At 62.9% G+C, this 16,928-nt stretch carries 13 protein-coding genes and 1 tRNA gene; 3 read left to right on the top strand and 11 right to left on the bottom strand.

Annotated features, from left to right (window positions below):
- The 7 genes from MJD61_09780 to MJD61_09750 form a co-directional block, all read right to left on the bottom strand.
- Positions 1-160, bottom strand: a 160-nt coding sequence (locus MJD61_09780; GenBank protein MCG8555559.1) for an endonuclease III, incomplete at its 3' end; no start/stop codon positions are given.
- Positions 161-231: 71 nt separating this feature from the next.
- Complete coding sequence (locus tag MJD61_09775; GenBank protein MCG8555558.1) at positions 232-1,218, bottom strand: fumarylacetoacetate hydrolase family protein; 987 nt, start codon at positions 1,216-1,218, stop codon at positions 232-234.
- Positions 1,215-2,354 (bottom strand): homogentisate 1,2-dioxygenase, encoded by a 1,140-nt coding sequence (locus tag MJD61_09770; protein ID MCG8555557.1) that lies wholly within the window; start codon positions 2,352-2,354, stop codon positions 1,215-1,217. Before MJD61_09770 ends, MJD61_09775 begins: the two co-directional genes overlap by 4 nt.
- The gene (gene hppD / locus MJD61_09765; protein MCG8555556.1) at positions 2,351-3,421 is read right to left on the bottom strand and encodes a 4-hydroxyphenylpyruvate dioxygenase; all 1,071 of its coding nucleotides are present in this window, start codon (positions 3,419-3,421) and stop codon (positions 2,351-2,353) included. Before hppD ends, MJD61_09770 begins: the two co-directional genes overlap by 4 nt.
- Positions 3,422-3,606: 185 nt before the next feature.
- Positions 3,607-4,068 carry a hypothetical protein gene (locus MJD61_09760; protein ID MCG8555555.1) on the bottom strand — a complete coding sequence of 154 codons (462 nt, stop codon included), beginning with the start codon at positions 4,066-4,068 and terminating at the stop codon, positions 3,607-3,609.
- Positions 4,069-4,558: 490 nt separating this feature from the next.
- Positions 4,559-7,249 carry an aconitate hydratase AcnA gene (acnA, locus tag MJD61_09755; protein MCG8555554.1) on the bottom strand — a complete coding sequence of 897 codons (2,691 nt, stop codon included), beginning with the start codon at positions 7,247-7,249 and terminating at the stop codon, positions 4,559-4,561.
- A gap of 10 nt (positions 7,250-7,259) precedes the next feature.
- Positions 7,260-8,114 carry a class I SAM-dependent methyltransferase gene (locus tag MJD61_09750; protein ID MCG8555553.1) on the bottom strand — a complete coding sequence of 285 codons (855 nt, stop codon included), beginning with the start codon at positions 8,112-8,114 and terminating at the stop codon, positions 7,260-7,262.
- Between the two features lie 674 nt (positions 8,115-8,788).
- On the opposite strand from MJD61_09750, the gene MJD61_09745 reads away from it, so the two are divergent.
- The 3 genes from MJD61_09745 to MJD61_09735 all read left to right on the top strand — a co-directional run bounded on the left by MJD61_09745 (position 8,789) and on the right by MJD61_09735 (position 12,949).
- On the top strand, positions 8,789-9,298 hold the full coding sequence (locus MJD61_09745) for a hypothetical protein (GenBank protein ID MCG8555552.1): 510 nt from the start codon (positions 8,789-8,791) through the stop codon (positions 9,296-9,298).
- Between the two features lie 100 nt (positions 9,299-9,398).
- Positions 9,399-9,470 (top strand) — tRNA-Cys (locus MJD61_09740).
- Positions 9,471-9,850: 380 nt separating this feature from the next.
- Positions 9,851-12,949, top strand: coding sequence for a sulfatase-like hydrolase/transferase (locus MJD61_09735; GenBank protein ID MCG8555551.1), 3,099 nt, complete (start codon positions 9,851-9,853; stop codon positions 12,947-12,949).
- On the opposite strand, the gene truB is transcribed toward MJD61_09735, so the two are convergent.
- The 4 genes from truB to infB all read right to left on the bottom strand — a co-directional run bounded on the left by truB (position 12,936) and on the right by infB (position 16,682).
- Positions 12,936-13,931, bottom strand: coding sequence for a tRNA pseudouridine(55) synthase TruB (truB, locus tag MJD61_09730; GenBank protein MCG8555550.1), 996 nt, complete (start codon positions 13,929-13,931; stop codon positions 12,936-12,938). The genes MJD61_09735 and truB overlap by 14 nt on opposite strands.
- Positions 13,915-14,289, bottom strand: coding sequence for a 30S ribosome-binding factor RbfA (gene rbfA / locus MJD61_09725; GenBank protein ID MCG8555549.1), 375 nt, complete (start codon positions 14,287-14,289; stop codon positions 13,915-13,917). Before rbfA ends, truB begins: the two co-directional genes overlap by 17 nt.
- Positions 14,290-14,406: 117 nt before the next feature.
- Complete coding sequence (locus tag MJD61_09720) at positions 14,407-14,715, bottom strand: DUF503 domain-containing protein (GenBank protein MCG8555548.1); 309 nt, start codon at positions 14,713-14,715, stop codon at positions 14,407-14,409.
- A 59-nt stretch (positions 14,716-14,774) separates the two neighbouring features.
- Entirely contained in the window at positions 14,775-16,682 is a 1,908-nt protein-coding gene (infB, locus tag MJD61_09715; protein ID MCG8555547.1) for a translation initiation factor IF-2, read from the bottom strand.
- Between the last annotated feature and the right edge of the window lie 246 nt (positions 16,683-16,928).

Raw genomic sequence — 16,928 nt, 5'->3', positions numbered from 1 at the left:
CGGGCGTGACCTGGTTGACTTTCTTGTCTGTGGTTTGAGCGCTCAACATCACCGCAACCAGCAGCGTGTAGGGATCGCTATGGTTCAGGGGGATACCGGGCTGCGGGTACAGCTCGTCCAGCACCTGCATGATCCGACGTGTCTTTTCAGCGAGCTTCATCAGCGGATCCCCGGACTCGAGCAGCCGACGCGAGTCCGGTATCTTCCGAAACGCCCCATTCTCCCTAGACCCTAGGGCCCGGCATACTGCTCGACCGTCTGCTCAATAGCTCCAAACACGGACTTTCCCCTGGCGTCTTTCATTTCGATCCGGACGCGATCGCCGAAGCGCATGAAGGGAGTCCTCGGCTCCCCGTGCTCCAGCGTCTCCAGCGTTCTGCGTTCGGCCAAACACGACGAGCCCACGCTCCGGTCGACGTTCGACACGGTACCCGAGCCGACAACCGTGCCAGCACCAAGCCGGCGCGTCCGAGCCGCGTGTGCCAGAAGCTGCGCGAAGTTGAAGGTCATGTCGACGCCCGCGTTGGGCTGCCCAAAGAGCTCCCCGTTGAACACCGTCACTAGCGGCAGGTGGATCCTGCAATCACGCCACGCGTCACCAAGCTCATCGGGGGTCACCACGACCGGGGCGAAGGCCGTGGCGGGTTTGCTCTGGTAAAACCCGAAACCCTTCGCCAGCTCGCCCGGCACGAGGTGTCGCAGTGTGACGTCGTTGAGCAGCGCTAGGAGCACGATGTGGTCGGATGCCGCCTGCTCCGAGGTGCCCATGGGCACGTCGTCCGTAACCACGGCTACTTCCGCTTCGAAATCGATGCCCCATGCTTCGTCTGCCACCTCGATTGGGGCGTGCGGCCCCGTGAAATCGTCCGAGCCACCTTGGTACAGCAACGGATCGGACCAGTAGCTGGGCGGCATCTCGGCTCCGCGCGCTTTGCGCACCAGCTCGACGTGGTTGACGTATGCGCTGCCGTCCACCCAGTGAAACGCCCTCGGAAGCGGCGCCCGCACCTGCTCCGGCACGAACTTGCGCGCCCCGCTAACCTCGTTCGCGTTGAGGCGCTCGTACACCTCCTGCAGCTGCGGCTTCGAAACGATCCAGGTATCGAGCGCGTGCTGCAGAGTCGACGCGATACCGGGTACCGCCGTGCAGCGTGTGAGCTCGCGGTCAACCACCGCCAACACCCCATCGCGACCACGACTCAGCGAAGCCAGCTTCATCCGCTATCTTTCCGCTTCCAAGACTCCACGTAGCCGGTCCATTCGACGCTCGTTGCCTTGGCGGTCACCGCCAGCGCGTCGCGGGTATCCACCATGACAGCCACTTCGTCGGTTGCTTCTCTAGCAGCCTTCTGGCCTGCACGGAAGGCCCGGGGATGCGGCCCATGGGCAAAGCCGGCCGGATGAAGGGTCAGCATGCCGGGACGCACGTCGTCGCGGCTAAAGAAACTGCCACGATGATAGAAGATGACCTCGTCGTAGTCGTTATTGTTGTGAAAGAAGGGAACCTTGAGAGCACCTGGATCACTCTCGATCGGCCGTGGGCAGAAGGTGCAGACCACAAAGCGCTTGCACAGAAACGTGGTATGAGCCGAGGGGGGCAAGTGGTAGCGGTCACTGATCAAGGGGCGCAGGTCACGCCAGTTTATTCTGGCGGGCAGTAGGTCACCCTGCCATCCCACCGTATCGAGCGGATTGAACGGAAAGGTCACACGGCTCAGCGTCTCGTCCCGCTTGATCACCACCTGCCAACGCTCACGCGCCCGCTGTGTTCCAAACGTCTCGTTGAGCTCGGGAACCGCCAACATGGCGGGGTCGAAGAACGCGTGCTGACCCACCAAGCCTCGCTCCGGCAACGAGTAGCCGTCGTTCGTAGCCTCGATCAACAACAGAGTGGCGGGCTGCGTGACCTCGACCCGCCACTGAAGACCCCTCGGCAACACGAGGTAGTCGCCTTCCTTCCATGCCAGGTGGCCGAAATCGCAAAAAAGGTCCCCGGCTCCTGCATGCACGAAAAGCAGCTCGTCGCCGTCGGCGTTGCGAACCAGGTGGTCCATGTCGGAGCCCACCCGCCACAAGCGCATCCTGCAGTGCGCGTTGACGAGCACGGCATCGGCGTCCCATGGTGAAGGCTCGAGCTTCTCCAGCTTGCCCAGATCAAAGGCGCGAGGTCTGAGCGGCCCTTCCCACTCGATCCATCCGGTGGGCGGATGTGCGTGCAACAGATGCGAGGCCGGTCCGAAAAAGCCCTCGCGCCCAAACTCGCGCTCGTAGGTCTCGTCCGGCAGATCACAATGGGCCTGACGGGGCGCTCTGCCGGCGACACGCGGAAAGGTCAATCCTCGTCGATTGCTCATGGCTTGAGCACTCCGCGCCGAATCTGGTCCAGTTCAATCGAGTCAAAAAGCGCCTGAAAGTTCCCCTCGCCGAAGCCTTCGTCGCCGCGTCGCTCGATCAGTTCAAAGAAGATAGGCCCGATGACCGTCTCCGTAAAGATCTGTAGCAGGAGGCGTGACTGGCCCTCCCCCGTCGTCCCGTCGACCAGCACCCGATGTGTCCTCAGCCGCTCTGTGTCTACACCGTGACCCGGCAGGCGCTTGTCCAGCAGCTCGTAGTAGGTATCCGGTGTTTCAAGGAACTTCGCTCCCTGTTCCCGCAGGACCTCGATGCTGGCAAATATGTCGGCGCACGAGAGCGCAACGTGCTGTACGCCCTCACCCTTGTACGCAGCCAGGTACTCTTCGATCTGGGATCTATCATCGGTAGCTTCGTTGATTGGTATACGGATCTTCCCGCAAGGACTCGTCATAGCACGGCTGATAAGTCCTGTGTGTTTACCCTTGATATCAAAGAACCGAATCTCTCGAAAACCAAAGAGTTTCTCATAAAACCTTGCCCATTGATCCATGCGGCCTCTATGAACGTTGTGCGTAAGATGATCGATGTCGACCATGCCGGAGCCGTCAACTTGCATGGACTCGTCCTTCAAGCGAACGAAATCGACATCGTAGATCGAACGCTCGCCATACCGATCCACTAAATAGATGAGGCTTCCCCCAATTCCGCGGATAGCTGGAATGCTGAGCTCCATCGGACCCACGGGACCCTTGTACGGTTCCGCGCCACAGCCGACTACCCGCTCGAACGCCTGCGAGGCGTCGCGCACCCTGAAGGCCAGAGCGCAGATCGACGGGCCGTGCACCTTCGCGAATGCCTGTGAGAAGCTGTCCGGCTCCGCGTTGATCAGAAAGTTGATCTCGCCTTGCCGATATAACGTCACCTGCTTTGAGCGATGGCGCGCCACGGCCCGGAAGCCCATCGTCTCGAACAGCCTCCCCAGCTCGAGAGGCTCGGGCGATGTGTACTCGACAAACTCGAAACCGTCCGTCCCAGCTGGATTGTCCGCCGCTTCTTGCACCTGCATCTCCCATCCATTCTCCGGCCCGGGATTGGCCAGCGTACGAGCAAGCGCCCTCCACACCAGATCTTCTATGATGGGTTGCACAGCTCGTGCTGTCCACCGAAGCGCAAGATCTGCCAGTCGGGCCTGCCCCCACGAGATCCTTGCAGCGAGATTGAAACGGCGATTGAGGTTGGCCTAGCCTTAGCCTAGCCAGCCTGCTTCGGCGGGCACGGGGAGTTCTCCCGGCCTGGTGTGCCCCGATCGCCGTTGAACTCCGACATGCCCTGGCACCAACTGCCTGCACGATCGTTGTCGTGCGCGTCCAAGTAGACGGGATCCAACGACAGACTTGCCCCGGCGCCAAGCTGAAAGCCGCGCGCTCTGTCGTAGCTCACTTCGTCGATCAACGTGCCACGACACACTAACGACAGCGTGCCCTGCGAATTCGACAACGTCAAACCTGAATACACATAGTCCGGCACGAAACCGGGCGCAGCGCTTCGAGCCATGGTGATATAGTCGCCGCTTTCCACCATCATGTCCGCATCGATTACGTGCGAACGAGAGCCCAGCTCGCACCCTCGCAGATTGAAGCCCTCGCCAGCCGAAGCAACGTAGAGCTCGAACCACTCGCCGCGCGCGTCGCTAAGCTGCTTGGGATCGCTCATCAACTCGCTGATGATAAGCTGTCCGTGCGCTGAGGGGGCCGGAGCACCAGCGGCCTGCCAAGCATCCACGAAAGGCACCGCCGCGTCGCCGGCACTGCCTCCGCCGCCCGACTCCGACGACCGTGGCCCCGACCCCGCCGATCCACGCTCAGCGCACGACGACGCGTCCGGCCACGGGCGCAGACCCCGAGCCGCAAGCGGCGGATCCAGGGAACACCCGCATATGGCCGCAGTACCCATAAGGCACAAACCGAGCTTCAACCTAGCCATCGGATTCGTGCATCGCATGCCGTCCTCCCGTCGGCCCAGGCTCGACCGACTCACGAGGTTCTCGGCCACCGTGACCGCCAGTTGCGTGCGAGGCGTCGTCCCAGTCGAAACCGATGCCAGAGCCAGCGCGCCCGCAGGCCCGGACCGAGGAATAGCAGCCCTATTCCGCAGGGCCGGGCCGAGGACGTAAGCGGCTATGGCGCCATTCTGGACAGGAACGTCACGGCGCTAGCTGCCGCAGCACATACTCCAAGATACCCCCATGCAGGTAGTACTCTACCTCGCGCGGTGTATCGAGCCTGGCGGTTACCTGGAACTGTCTGCCGTCCGCCTTCACGGTCAGCACACAGCCAGGACGCAGTCCGCTTGCGATACCCTCGATCGAATACAGTTCCTCACCGCTGAGCCCCAGCGACATCCGCGATTGTCCCGAATCAAACTCGAGCGGAAGCACGCCCATGCCGATCAGGTTGGAACGGTGTATGCGCTCATAACTCTCCGCGATCACAGCCCGCACTCCCAGCAGCTTGGTCCCCTTGGCGGCCCAGTCGCGGGAGGAGCCCGTTCCGTATTCCTTACCTGCGAGGACCAGCAGTGGAACCCGCCTGGCTTGATAGCGGACCGAAGCCTCGTACACGGACATGTGCTCCCCTTCGGGAAAAAGGCGAGTAACGCCGCCTTCGCTTCCCGGAGCGAGCTCGTTGCGCAATCGAATATTCGCGAAGGTGCCACGCACCATGATTTCGTGGTTCCCGCGTCGGCTACCGTAGGAATTGAAATCGCGAGGTCTTACTCCCCGCTCCTGAAGATACTCGGCTGCCGGGCTGCCGAGCGCGATCCCTCCGGCAGGAGATATGTGATCGGTCGTCGTGGTGTCTCCCACCATGACAAGCACACGCGCGCCTGCCACATCGCTTGGCGGTGCCGGCTGGCCGCGGGTCACGTTCTCGAAGAACGGCGGCTTCCGAGCGTAGGTGGAACGCTGGTCCCACGCGTAGGTGCTCCCCGTGGGTACGGCGAGCTCGCGCCACTGCTCCGGCCCCTCGAAGACGTTGGCGTAGCGCCGCTTGAACATTTCGCTCTTGACCGCACAACGCATGGTCTCACGGATCTCGCGCTCCGAGGGCCAGATATCCCTCAGGAAGATCGGCTCGCCCCGTGACCCGCTACCGAGTGGGTCCTGCTCGAAATCGAAATCCATGTGGCCGGCGAGTGCATAGGCCACGACCAGCGGCGGCGAGGCCAGGTAGTTCGCCCGTACGGCCGGATTGATCCTGCCCTCGAAGTTCCGGTTTCCGGACAGCACCGCAGCGGCGATGAGGTTCCCGCTCCTGATGCCCTCCACGATGGCGGCATCCAGGGGCCCCGAATTGCCGATACAGGTGGTACAGCCAAAACCAACGAGGTGAAAACCGAGCATCTGCAGCGGCTCCATCAGACCGGCTTCGGTGAGGTAGTCGCTGACCACCTGCGATCCGGGTGCGAAGCTGGTCTTGACCCACGGCTTGCTGCGCAGTCCCCTTTCGCTGGCCTTCCTTGCCACAAGCCCGGCGGCTATCAAGACAGCAGGGTTCGAGGTGTTCGTGCAGCTGGTGATCGCCGCAATAACCACGCTGCCGTGGCGAAGGGTGAACGCACCACGCTCGGTGACCGTTTCGACGCTCGCATGCGGCGCGTCGGGGCCCTCGCCGCTGAGCATCTCCGTCGCCGCGGCGCTCCATGCCGCCTTCGCTCGTCTCAGTAGGATCCGATCCTGGGGCCGCCGAGGCCCTGCAAGCGAGCTCTCCACGTCGCCAAGGTCAAGCTCGAGCGTTTCGCTGAATCGAGGTGTGAGCGACTGCGCCGTCCGAAAGAGAGCCTGTTCCTTACAATAGCGTTCGACCAAGTCGATCTGACCCGGATCACGTCCAGTGAAGCGCAGGTAGTCCAGCGTTTCGTCGTCGACGGGGAAGAAGCCACAGGTAGCCCCGTACTCGGGGGCCATGTTGGCGATGGTGGCTCGATTCGGGAGGGACAACTCGCTCAGTCCCTCACCATAGAACTCGACAAACTTGCCGACCACGCCTCGAGCCCGCAGCATCTCGGTCACGGTGAGCACCAGGTCGGTCGCGGTCACGCCCTCACCGAGACTTCCTTTGAGCTTGCAGCCGACCACCTGAGGCAGCAGCATGGATATGGCTTGCCCCAGCATGGCTGCTTCCGCCTCGATTCCACCCACACCCCAGCCCAAGACTCCCAGACCATTCACCATCGTCGTATGTGAATCGGTGCCCACCAGCGTGTCCGGGTAGGCCAGGGTTTCACCATCACCTTTCGAGGCGAAAACCACGGACGCCAGGTACTCGAGATTGACTTGATGAACGATGCCGGTGCCCGGGGGCACAACACGCAGGCCCCGAAACGCGCTTTGCCCCCAACGCAAGAAGAGATAGCGCTCGGCGTTCCGTTCGAACTCGAGCCTCACGTTGTCTTCGAAAGCGCGCTTGCTGCCATACGAGTCAACTTGCACAGAATGGTCGATCACCAGATCCACCGGCTGCAGCGGATCGATGCGGGCGGGATCGCCTCCCATCTCCGCGAAGGCTTCGCGCATGGCCGCCAGATCCGCGACTGCCGGAACACCCGTGAAATCCTGCAGCAGCACGCGCGCCGGTCGATACCCTATTTCCTGCTTGGGTGCTGCTGCCGCGTCCCACCGGGCGGCCCTCTCGATATCCTCGGGACGAACCGTGACCCCGTCTTCATGACGCAGCAGGTTCTCCAACAGCACCCGGATTGAGTAGGGCAGCCTCTCTACCTCCCCGAGTCCAGCCTTCGACAGGGCATCGAGCCGAAATATCGTGACTCGGCCCTCGGCCAACTGCAGCGGGTGACGGCTCGAGAAACTGTCGTTTGCCATGTTCGTTCCCATCCAGGGCTGGTCAGCCCGCGATGTGCCGTAGCTTCATCTGGACATCGCTGGACCAGTGATTCTCGAACGCCCTGACAGCGGTGCCTAGGTAGCGTACGTAGTCGCTAAAAACTTCGTCCCCCCATCGTTGCCTTATCGTGTCCTCGTGCGCTCTCAAACGTCGCAACCATTCGCCAGTTGTCCGCCCGTAGCTCTCCCGCTGAGTCCGAAGTTCTACTATTTCCCAGTATGGATTGACTGCCGCGACAAGCTCCTCCAAGCGTGAGTTGAGCCCTCCTGGAAAGATGACGTCCGCGGTGAACTGCAGGTCAGCCAGGTCCTTCCGATCCCGGGGAACGCGGTTTCTCAGAATCGCCTGAAAACCAAAGCATGCACCTGGCTTCACCCAGCTCGCGCACTTGCGGAAGTACTCGCGATAGATCTCGATCGCGAGGCCATCGTGAGATTGAGCCGGCGAACACAGGTGATCGATCATCTCCAGCGACTGCAGAGCGTCGTACTTCTCGGTGGGTCGATAGTCCTTGTAGTCGACGCACCAAGCGCTGGCGCCTCGCAAGCGACGCGACTGGATCTCGGCGTGCTGAGCAGGAGAGAGCGTAATCCCGTGGACTCGCTTGGTGCCTCTCGATACGAGGTAGGCCAGATTAGCGCCCCAGCCGCAGCCTATGTCGAGCACCAACTTATCGCTGTCCACTTCGGCGTAGTCGTACAGGATCCTGCATTTTTTGACCTGGGCCTCCTCCAGGCTTTCCTTCCCCGTGAGATAGCTCGCGGAGGTATAGTGCATCTGGTCGTCGAGCCATAGACGAAAGAAGTCGTTGGAGATGTCGTAGCCCACCTCGATCTCTTGCTGGGTTGACGTCATGGCTTCAAAGCATGCCAAGAAACGAGCCGCATTTCCACCGCCACATCAATCCCTGACGGCCGTCTGGGCTTGGACCGCTACCATGAAGAAGCTACCATGGCGAGACCGTGCGGCAGCCAACCAGCCCTCGACGCGCGAGGATTACCGTCGCCTTTGAGGCTCCGTTCCATAGCGGCTGCCGTTGCTCCTGTCCAACCGACAACTTCGCCCTGCGCCTCCGGCAAAGGGTATCGGTTGTCGTCGCGCCTTGAACTGCCAGTTTTCGCGGGGATTTCGCATCACCAGAATTGCCGAACTCGACCCTATGGGCGCGCCAAAACCACTGCTCCCGATCGGCGAGGGCCGGGGGCCGCTGGCAAGGCGCGATGACGAGGAATACCGGTGAACGGTTGCCGAATCGAGCTTCCGCGTCGCTCCACCAGTGTGCATTTTTTTGCGCGTCTTCGCCAGCCGTCAAGCCTAGACGATCATGCAAGATCGCTCGTTCGCGGTAGGCAACCGCAACCTGAAACGGGAGGAAATAATCCCAATAAGGACGCCAGGACGGTGGACGCAGCCGCGGATGTGTTATACGACACCTCTATCTTGGAGAGTATTCCATATCAATGTCACCTGCAGAGTCAACTTCAACGGCGCATTCGGCAACCCTGCGTCGCCCAAAGGGAGGATCCACAATGGCCCGAGCACGGAAATCAGCCGGGGGGCGTGGTAGCGCAGAAGCCATCGAGAAACGACGAGTAGCTCGCCAACTAAACACCCTTTTCAGCGGAAAGAGCCAGAGCGGCAAGAAGCTTGACGGTCGTACGGAAAAGCGACGCCAGAGGCTGCTCAAGGAGTTGAAAGAAGGGAAGGGTGGGGAGCCGCTCAAGGCGATCGAGATCGTGACGCGGGCCCACGAATTGCTCCGGCTCGGCGAGACGGTTTCGTCGATTCGCAAGAGCGGGGTCAAGGCTCCAAAGGGCGAACTGCCACCGGAGGCTTCCGAGATCGTAAGCCGCACCCAGGCCGCATACTCGTTTGACGCTGACGCGTGGAAACTGCTTGGTATCAACATACAGAATGGCAAGGGCGCTGCGCAGGAGGCCAGGGAGGCTTCCCGGCGTGGTCGGCGCAAAGGCGCGCGTACCAAGGCTACCCGCAAGAAAACGAAGCGTCGGACGTCCCAAGCGGCCAGTCGCCGCTGACCTGGCCCGCCCAACGAGTCGGTGCTGGGGCCGGCCCCTGACGGACCCGAAGCGGGTCATCGACAAGCTGACGCCGGCGCGCTAAAGGGTCGGGTCTCAAGGCGCCGTAGCCAAGTGGTAAGGCAGAGGTTTGCAAAACCTCCATTCACCGGTTCGAATCCGGTCGGCGCCTCCGGACTGGTCGCTTCAACCGCGTGACATTGGTCGATGATCGCGGTCGAGCTGGTGCCGGATGCAAGGACGGCGACACAAGGAATGGCAGGTCCCATTTCGAGGAGGAGAACGCGGCAGACGGCGCCAGACCGGCCGCGATGGCGATCGAGATCACGCGGTTGAAGGCCTAGTATTGCTAGTCGTCGCGCCTTGCCAGGAGCGCCCGGACCTCGACGAAGCGGGAGAGTTATTGTCGAACGGGTCCCACCTGTAGCGTTCACTCCGAGTCTTTCGCTTGACCGATTGGGTCTGGTCGTTGTGTGTGCGAGAGGGAGCGATTCACGATCAGGGCGCCCAGGATCAACAGACGTCCTGGCGCTCGGGGCCACGGTAGGTGCGGTGGCAGGTACTCTGACCGCCCTCAACGACTTTGGGGCTGTTTGGCTCTGGCTCGATGGATGGGCCGATCGAATGCTGCTGTTCGGGAGATTGCTCTGCTTTCAGCCCCCTGCGGGAGCCGTGGCAGGCGCCTTGCTGGGTCTAGCGGCGCAGCGGTTGGCCTCGGCAGACGAGCGCTGGCTTGCCACGAGCGGCAGCCTGCTGCTATTGCCCGGCACGATCGTCGTTGGCCATCTTTCGTTTGCCGGACCCAAAGCATCCGAATTGCCGGGCCGGCCGCTGCTCGAAGCCTTCGTCGTGGGCGCCCTGTTCGCCGGTACCTGGCTTGCGCTTCGCCTCGCCCAAGTACTGGTGCGCGAAGCCGAAGACGCGACAGGACCGAAACGGGCAGGACTCGCCGGCTGCCTGCTGCTGGCCGGCTTTGTGTTGTGCAAGATCAATCAGCTGGTCCTGCCGCGGCTCTACTCCCATGCACACGCCACCGTCAGCGTGATCAGTGCCTTTACTTTCGCGCTCATGACGGTGGTTTGTTTGGCGGGCCGCCGCGGACGAAGAGCTCGTCATGGGCTGGTCCCCTGCGGACTGACTGCGTTGTGCATCTCGCCGCTCGTGCTTGGTGCCAATCTGCTGACCCTCGACCGGCACCAGAATCTGCGCGTCGCACTCCTCGATCCTCGAGCTTCGAACTCCCGCGCGCTTCTGCTGGCAGCTGAGCCCTTGCTCCTCCGCCAGCGCCAGAGACCATCGAGTGCCGTGGCGCGTGCCCGGGCGGCGCGGCTCGCGCGCGAGCAACACGCGGACTCCCTCTCGGGGACCTACATCGATCTGCCCAATGCGCACATCCTGCTCATCACGATCGACGCACTGCGGGCGGATCACCTTGGAACCTACGGCTATGGGCGGCCGGTCTCACCGAACATGGACGCCCTCTCTCGCCAGGCGGTCGTCTTCGAACGAGCGTATGCGCAGGCTCCACATTCCAGCTTCTCCCTTGCATCGCTGATGGCGTCGGAGTACCTGCACGAGACGGTTGAGTTGAAAGAGCCGCTTCCCAAGGCCACCCTGGCGACGGCCCTGGGTGCCTACGGCTACCACACCGCTGCCTTCTATACCCGCGGCATCTTCCATACGGCTGGCAGGGAGCTTCGGCCGTACGACCGTAGTGCCTTCGGGTTCGCCCGACACGAACACCGTAACCTCGATGCCGCAGCCGCCACCGCGCGTGCGTTGCTGGAGATCGACCGCGTTGCTTGCGGCAACGACAGGCCCGTCTGTCTATGGATCCACTACTTCGACGTCCACGAGCCCTATCGGGCCGACTCCTTCGGCAGTTCGGATCTGGATCGCTACGACAGCGAAATAGCACGAGTCGATCGTGCGGTTCAGATCCTGATCTCCAAGATGCGTGGTTGTACCCAGCGGCCCGTAATTGTCGCCATCACCGCAGACCATGGAGAGGAGTTCCGGGAGCACGGAGGCGTTTACCACGGTTCCTCCCTGTACGACGAGCAGACACGTGTTCCGCTCATCGTAAGCGTTCCCGGCTGGAAGCCGATCCGGGTTGGGACGCCGGTCGAGCTGGTGGACGTGGCGCCGACGTTGCTCGCGCTCGTGGGAGTAACCAAGCCGCTCAGCATGCGCGGCAACGATCTGCGGCCGCTCATGCTCGGAAACCGGTTCGACGTGGGTCCTGCCTTTTCGGCTGTCGTGCACAAGCGCATGGCCGTGCGATGGCCTTACAAGCTCATCGCCGACCTCCGTTTCGGCCTGTATGAGCTCTACGACCTAGGTCTCGACCCACGCGAGCGCAACAACAGGGCCGATGAGCACCCCGAGCTGCTCGAATCCCTCCGGGGTGAGATTTATGCTTGGCTCGATTCGCTGCGGCGCCAGCCGAGCCCCGATCCGGTACAGGACTCGGCGCGGTGGCGCCTTGCTATCGACCGCGGCCGGCTGGCAGACGGACGCTCCGTTCAGCCACTGTGCCAACTCGTGCTCGATTCGAGCGCGCCGATCGAACTTCGCGTCGAGGCCAGCCGCATTCTGGGACGACTGCGCGACCAAGGCGCCCGTGCGAGCCTGCTCGTCGCCATGAAGTCCAGCAATCCGGATCTTTCGGCCGAGGCGAGCATAGCGCTAGGACGCCTGGGCGACGAAGCTGCAGGCGTGAGACTGCGACAGCTCGTTCATGCCGAGGAACCGACACTGCGCACCAGGGCCGCGGTATCGCTGGCCGTGCTTCGAGACACGGCGGCCGTGCCGGGACTGATCGACGCCCTGTGGCTTGCCCCGACCAGCTACGAGCGCGAGGACGCGGTCCGATGGCTGGGTCGCTTGGGCGATCCGGATGCGCTCGAGCCGCTGCTCACCCTGCTGCCCGACGTACGGCTACGTTACTTGGTGGTAGTTGCCCTTGGGCAGCTAGGCGATCACCGCGCCTACGATGCGCTCGTCGACGTGCTCTCATGGGAAAGGCAATCCAACGTCAGAGACAATGTGGTCAGAGCCTTGGGACTTCTGGGCGATCCTCGTGCGCTGGACCAGGTTCTCGAGCTCGCGGTTAGGGAGCCGGAGCTCAAGTACGCCCCGGAAACCCTGGTCCGCCTGGGCGCACTCCAGCGAGGACTTGTGGGTGGAAGCAATGTCAGCCGGAGGCGACCCGGTTCCGCCGGTTTTCGGCTCTGCCATCGTGCAAGGCCCAACCACGACTGGGACTACCAGCATCAGAGCTGGTGCGAGTCGCGGGGGTCACGCGTGTCGTTGCGGCTTGAAGTGCCGGATGCAGTGCGAACGAGCCCCGTGACTACCGTGGTCATCACCCTGCGACGCCAGGATTCGCCTGGTGCTGCGACGGTCGACCTGCGCCTCGGCGGCGTCGACCTCCCCAGCCTGGGCGTCGACGGCCGGTGGTCCGAACACCGCTACTCACTGCCGTCAACGGTGTTCTCAGGCGCCACAGCCCAGGCAGTGCTTCAAGGGCCGCCCGGTGCGCGGTTTGCCATCGACCACATGCTGCTTGTGCCCAGGATGTGTGGCCTGCAGTCTTGGTTCGGTGAGTGTCGGGATCACGATTCGACGCACGCGCTCACCCGAGATTGAAGCCTCGGACGACCCTGAAGACGTCCCCGTCTCGACGGCCAATCGCTACAAGCTGCGCAGCCGCGTCGAGCAGCATCGCTGGCCCTCGACCGAACGGCACGTCTCCAATCACCGCGTTCAAGCTGACCCGTCTTCCGTGCCTTGCGTCTGCGAGCCCGGTCGCCGTCAGCCAAAGCCGCGGCAGCCAGCAACAGGCAGTCGTGGCTGGCAGAAGCGCCTGCCTGAGTCGCAACCGCGCTTCGTTCTGGCCGGCCGCTGCACGCCTCATCAACCCTACCGAGAGCGCCGATTCCACCGAAAACGGCGAGACCGCGGTCCGTCTGAGCTGCACCAGGTGCCCCACGGTGCCGAGTCGCTCTGCAACGTCTCGAGCGAGCGATCGCACATAGAACCCACTGCCGCAACGGACCCGGAAAACCACAAATGGAGCGGCGTAGTGGATGAGCTCAAGAGCGTGAAGCTCGACACGGCGCGGCATGGGATCCACGTGCTCACCGCGGCGTGCCTTCCGATACAGTGCCTCACCACCTTGCTTGATCGCGCAGACCGCTGGCGGCCTCTGAGCATAGCCTCCGACCAAGGGGCGCCATGCCTGCTCGATACGGGTCGCTGACAGCCCATCTGGCAAGGGCTCCGATCGAGTCACCGATCCCTCCGCGTCGAGCGTATCGGTCTCGCTCCCAAGCTCCAGTGTGCCTTCGTATTCCTTGGGTCTGCCCACCACATAGGGCGCGAGCTTGGTCGCTTCGCCGACCAGAATCGGCAGCAAACCTGTGGCCATGGGATCGAGTGTGCCAGCGTGACCCACGCGCCGAGATCCCAGGGCGCGACGCGCAAGCCCGACCACATCGTGGGAGGTCAGGCCACGAGGCTTGTCGACGAGGAGCAGACCGGCAACGAGCCGCGCTGGCTGATCGCGCCCGAGGTGCGACTGGCGGGCAGCATCGGCGAGCGAGTCCAGCGCACTAGGTTTTGGCTTCACCCTTGCCCTCCAGGTGAATCTCATCCAGCAGGGCATCTATGCGAGCCGCCCGCTCCTCACCCCCGTCCCAGACAAACGAGAGCTTGGGTGTATGACGCAGGGCCAGGCGCGGACCCAGGAGCCGGCGCAAACGGCCGTTTCCTCGCTGCAGCGCCGAAACGGCGGCCTGCCGCCTCGATGGCTCGCGGCAATCCAAGACCCTTACGTACACGCGGGCCGTTCGCAGGTCGTTGCTCACACACACATGGGTGACGTAAACGTCCTGCGCGCCCGGATCGCGCAGTGCGCCCCGCACAAGTAGCTCCATGAGCACCTGGCGCACACGGTTGGCGACTCGCTCTGCTCGGTTGCCGGACATCCAGATCAGCACCAACTAAGGGCCCGCGGAAGAATAACTCGTGTGTTCGGTGAGGACTGGACGCCGCTGGCGAGGCGCGGCCCTCTGCGATCTGCACAGGTTATGGTGTGGAGGGTCCTAACGCGGCTCAACATGCTGGGCCGCTGGAGGCTGGTCAAAAAACTCATTCAGGTGCAGCAGCTCCGCGCTTCGGTTGGTCGTCACAGCCTCCGTAGCGGTTTGCACGAAGTTGCCGATACTGTCCAGCATGGAGCTTGCGTGGCGTCCACTGTTGCTAACCACAGCAAATCCCAAGCCCATCGTGGTCTTGCTGTCCAGATGATCCACCTCCGCCCCCGCAACGTTGAACCGGTTGCGAGCTCGGTCGAGGATTCTGCGCACGACCGCCCGCTTGCTCTTCAGCGAGCGATTGCCTGGTAGGGCCAACGTGATTCGACAAACGCCAACAACCATTACGCCCTGTGGGGTCCGTCCAAGCCTAGATCCTAGAGCGTCGCTTCTACTTCCTCCAGCTCGAAGCACTCGATGATGTCGTGCTCCTTGATGTCTCCGAAGCCGTCCAGACTGATGCCGCATTCGTAACCCGAGGTCACTTCGCGCACATCTTCTTTGAAACGCCGCAAGGAGCGGACCTGACCCTCCCAAACCTGCGTTGAATCGCGGACGAGTCGTACTTTGCCGGAACGAAGCATCTTGCCGTCCAATACGAAACACCCAGCTATCGCGCCTATCTTGGGTATCGCAAACACACGCCGGACCTCGGCCCTGCCTAGCGGCTTTTCCACCAGCTTGGGTGCCAGTAGGCCGGACATGGCCTTCTTCACGTCATCAATGGCTTCGTAGATCACCGCGTAGAGACGGATGTCGACGCCCTCCGATTTCGCGGTAGCCGCCGCCCCTCCGGCCGGTCGCACGTGGAAGCCGATAACCGTAGCGTTGGAGGCGCTCGCCAGCATCACATCGTTTTCGGTGATTCCACCGACCCCCGAATGGATTACGTGCACCTTGACGCTGTCGGTCGACAAATCCGCCAACGCTTTGACCAACGCCTCCGCCGACCCCTGAACGTCAGCTTTGACCACCACTTTCAGCTCCTGCAGTTCCCCTTGCTGCTGCTTCTGAAGCTGAAGAAGCTGATCCAATCCGACCTTTGCGGGAGCTGCGCCAGCGGCGGCCCGCGGAGCCCTCCGCCGATCGGCAAGCTGTTGCGCCGCCTTGGTATCGGTCACGACGTAGAATGCATCGCCCGCGCCGGGAACCTCGCTCAGCCCGAGCACTTCGACCGGCGTTGAAGGAAGCGCCTGCGCGGCCTGCTTGCCCCGGTCATCCGTCATCGCCCGCACCTTGCCCCAGGCGCCGCCGGCAACGACGAAGTCACCGGTTCGTAGCATTCCGTTACGTACCAGCATGCTGGCCACGGGTCCGCGGCCCCGATCGAGGTACGCCTCCAATACCACGCCCTCGCCTGGAACCCGTGGATTCGCCTGCAGCTCCAGCATTTCGGACTGAAGCAGAACGCTCTCCAAGAGCTTGTCAAGACCCTCGCCGGTGTGCGCCGAGACATTGACAGCGATCGTGTCACCGCCCCACTCCTCTGGCTGAAGGCCTTCTTTGGCAAGCTCGGTCCTTATTTGATCCGGGCGCGCCTGTTCCCGGTCGATCTTGTTGACTGCCACCACGATGGGCACTTTGGCATCCCTGGCGTGATTGATGGCCTCCTTTGTCTGCGGCATTACACCGTCGTCGGCGGCTACCACCAAGACCACGATATCGGTGGCTTGGGCGCCTCGGGCCCTCATGGCGGTGAATGCTTCGTGACCCGGGGTATCGAGGAACACGACCGAGCCCTGGGCTGTATCCAGGCGGTAGGCTCCCAGATGCTGCGTGATCCCCCCGGCTTCGCCCGATACCACGTCGGTCCTGCGGAGGCGGTCGAGCAAGGACGTCTTGCCGTGGTCGACGTGCCCCATGACCGTGACCACCGGTGCGCGTACCTGCCAGTCTCCTCCTTCGTCCTTGAAACGTCCTCGAGCTTCTTGAACCAGCTCCTCATCGCTGATCGCAACGTTCTCCACTTCGTAGTCAAACTCACTTGCGAGGAGCTTTGCCGTGTCGGCGTCAAGGGTGCTGTTGATATTCACGCCGCCCATTCCGAGCTGCAACAGCTTCATCAAGACGTCGGTCGCCTTCAGACTCATGCGCTGCGCAAGCGTCTGCAGTTGAATATCGTCCTCGATCCGGATCACCCGTTTCTGCGCGCCCGGCGTGGTGATTTCAGTCTTCTGCGCCTTCTTGCCGGGAGCTATCCTGCGTGCCTTGCCTGGCCGCCCCTGCTGGGTTCGGCCGGTAGGACCGATCGCGGCTCGCGCCAGCTCGCGGCGTCGTGGTGGCACAGGAGCGGGGACTTCGCGCGTCTGCCGGTGCTTCGAAACGATGCGGGAGGCAGCGCCCGGGGGCAACGGCGGAGCCCCGGGAGCCACCTCTTTGCCACGGGCGATCACGCCTGGGGGCAGATTGCTGTGCGCCAGCCGTACATTCGCAGGCGGCGGCTGCGATGGGCGGCGTCGGGAGGGCTGAGCCTTGGCTGCCGGCGACGCTGCGGGCGCCGGCGCCGGTGCGGGCGCCGCCGCGGCGGGCTG

This window comes from Pseudomonadota bacterium (assembly GCA_022361155.1).
In the GTDB taxonomy this organism is placed as follows: Bacteria; Myxococcota_A; Polyangia; order Polyangiales; family JAKSBK01; genus JAKSBK01.
This window is presented reverse-complemented; position numbering and strand designations above follow the sequence as displayed.

Excerpts from the sequence above, each read along its gene's own strand:
- MJD61_09775 (MCG8555558.1), bottom strand. The coding sequence starts at position 1,218 with ATGAAGCTGGCTTCGCTGAGTCGTGGTCGCGATGGGGTGTTGGCGGTG.
- MJD61_09770 (MCG8555557.1), bottom strand. The coding sequence starts at position 2,354 with ATGAGCAATCGACGAGGATTGACCTTTCCGCGTGTCGCCGGCAGAGCG.
- hppD (MCG8555556.1), bottom strand. The coding sequence starts at position 3,421 with ATGCAGGTGCAAGAAGCGGCGGACAATCCAGCTGGGACGGACGGTTTC.
- MJD61_09760 (MCG8555555.1), bottom strand. The coding sequence starts at position 4,068 with ATGAGCGATCCCAAGCAGCTTAGCGACGCGCGCGGCGAGTGGTTCGAG.
- acnA (MCG8555554.1), bottom strand. The coding sequence starts at position 7,249 with ATGGGAACGAACATGGCAAACGACAGTTTCTCGAGCCGTCACCCGCTG.
- MJD61_09750 (MCG8555553.1), bottom strand. The coding sequence starts at position 8,114 with ATGACGTCAACCCAGCAAGAGATCGAGGTGGGCTACGACATCTCCAAC.
- MJD61_09745 (MCG8555552.1), top strand. The coding sequence starts at position 8,789 with ATGGCCCGAGCACGGAAATCAGCCGGGGGGCGTGGTAGCGCAGAAGCC.
- rbfA (MCG8555549.1), bottom strand. The coding sequence starts at position 14,289 with ATGTCCGGCAACCGAGCAGAGCGAGTCGCCAACCGTGTGCGCCAGGTG.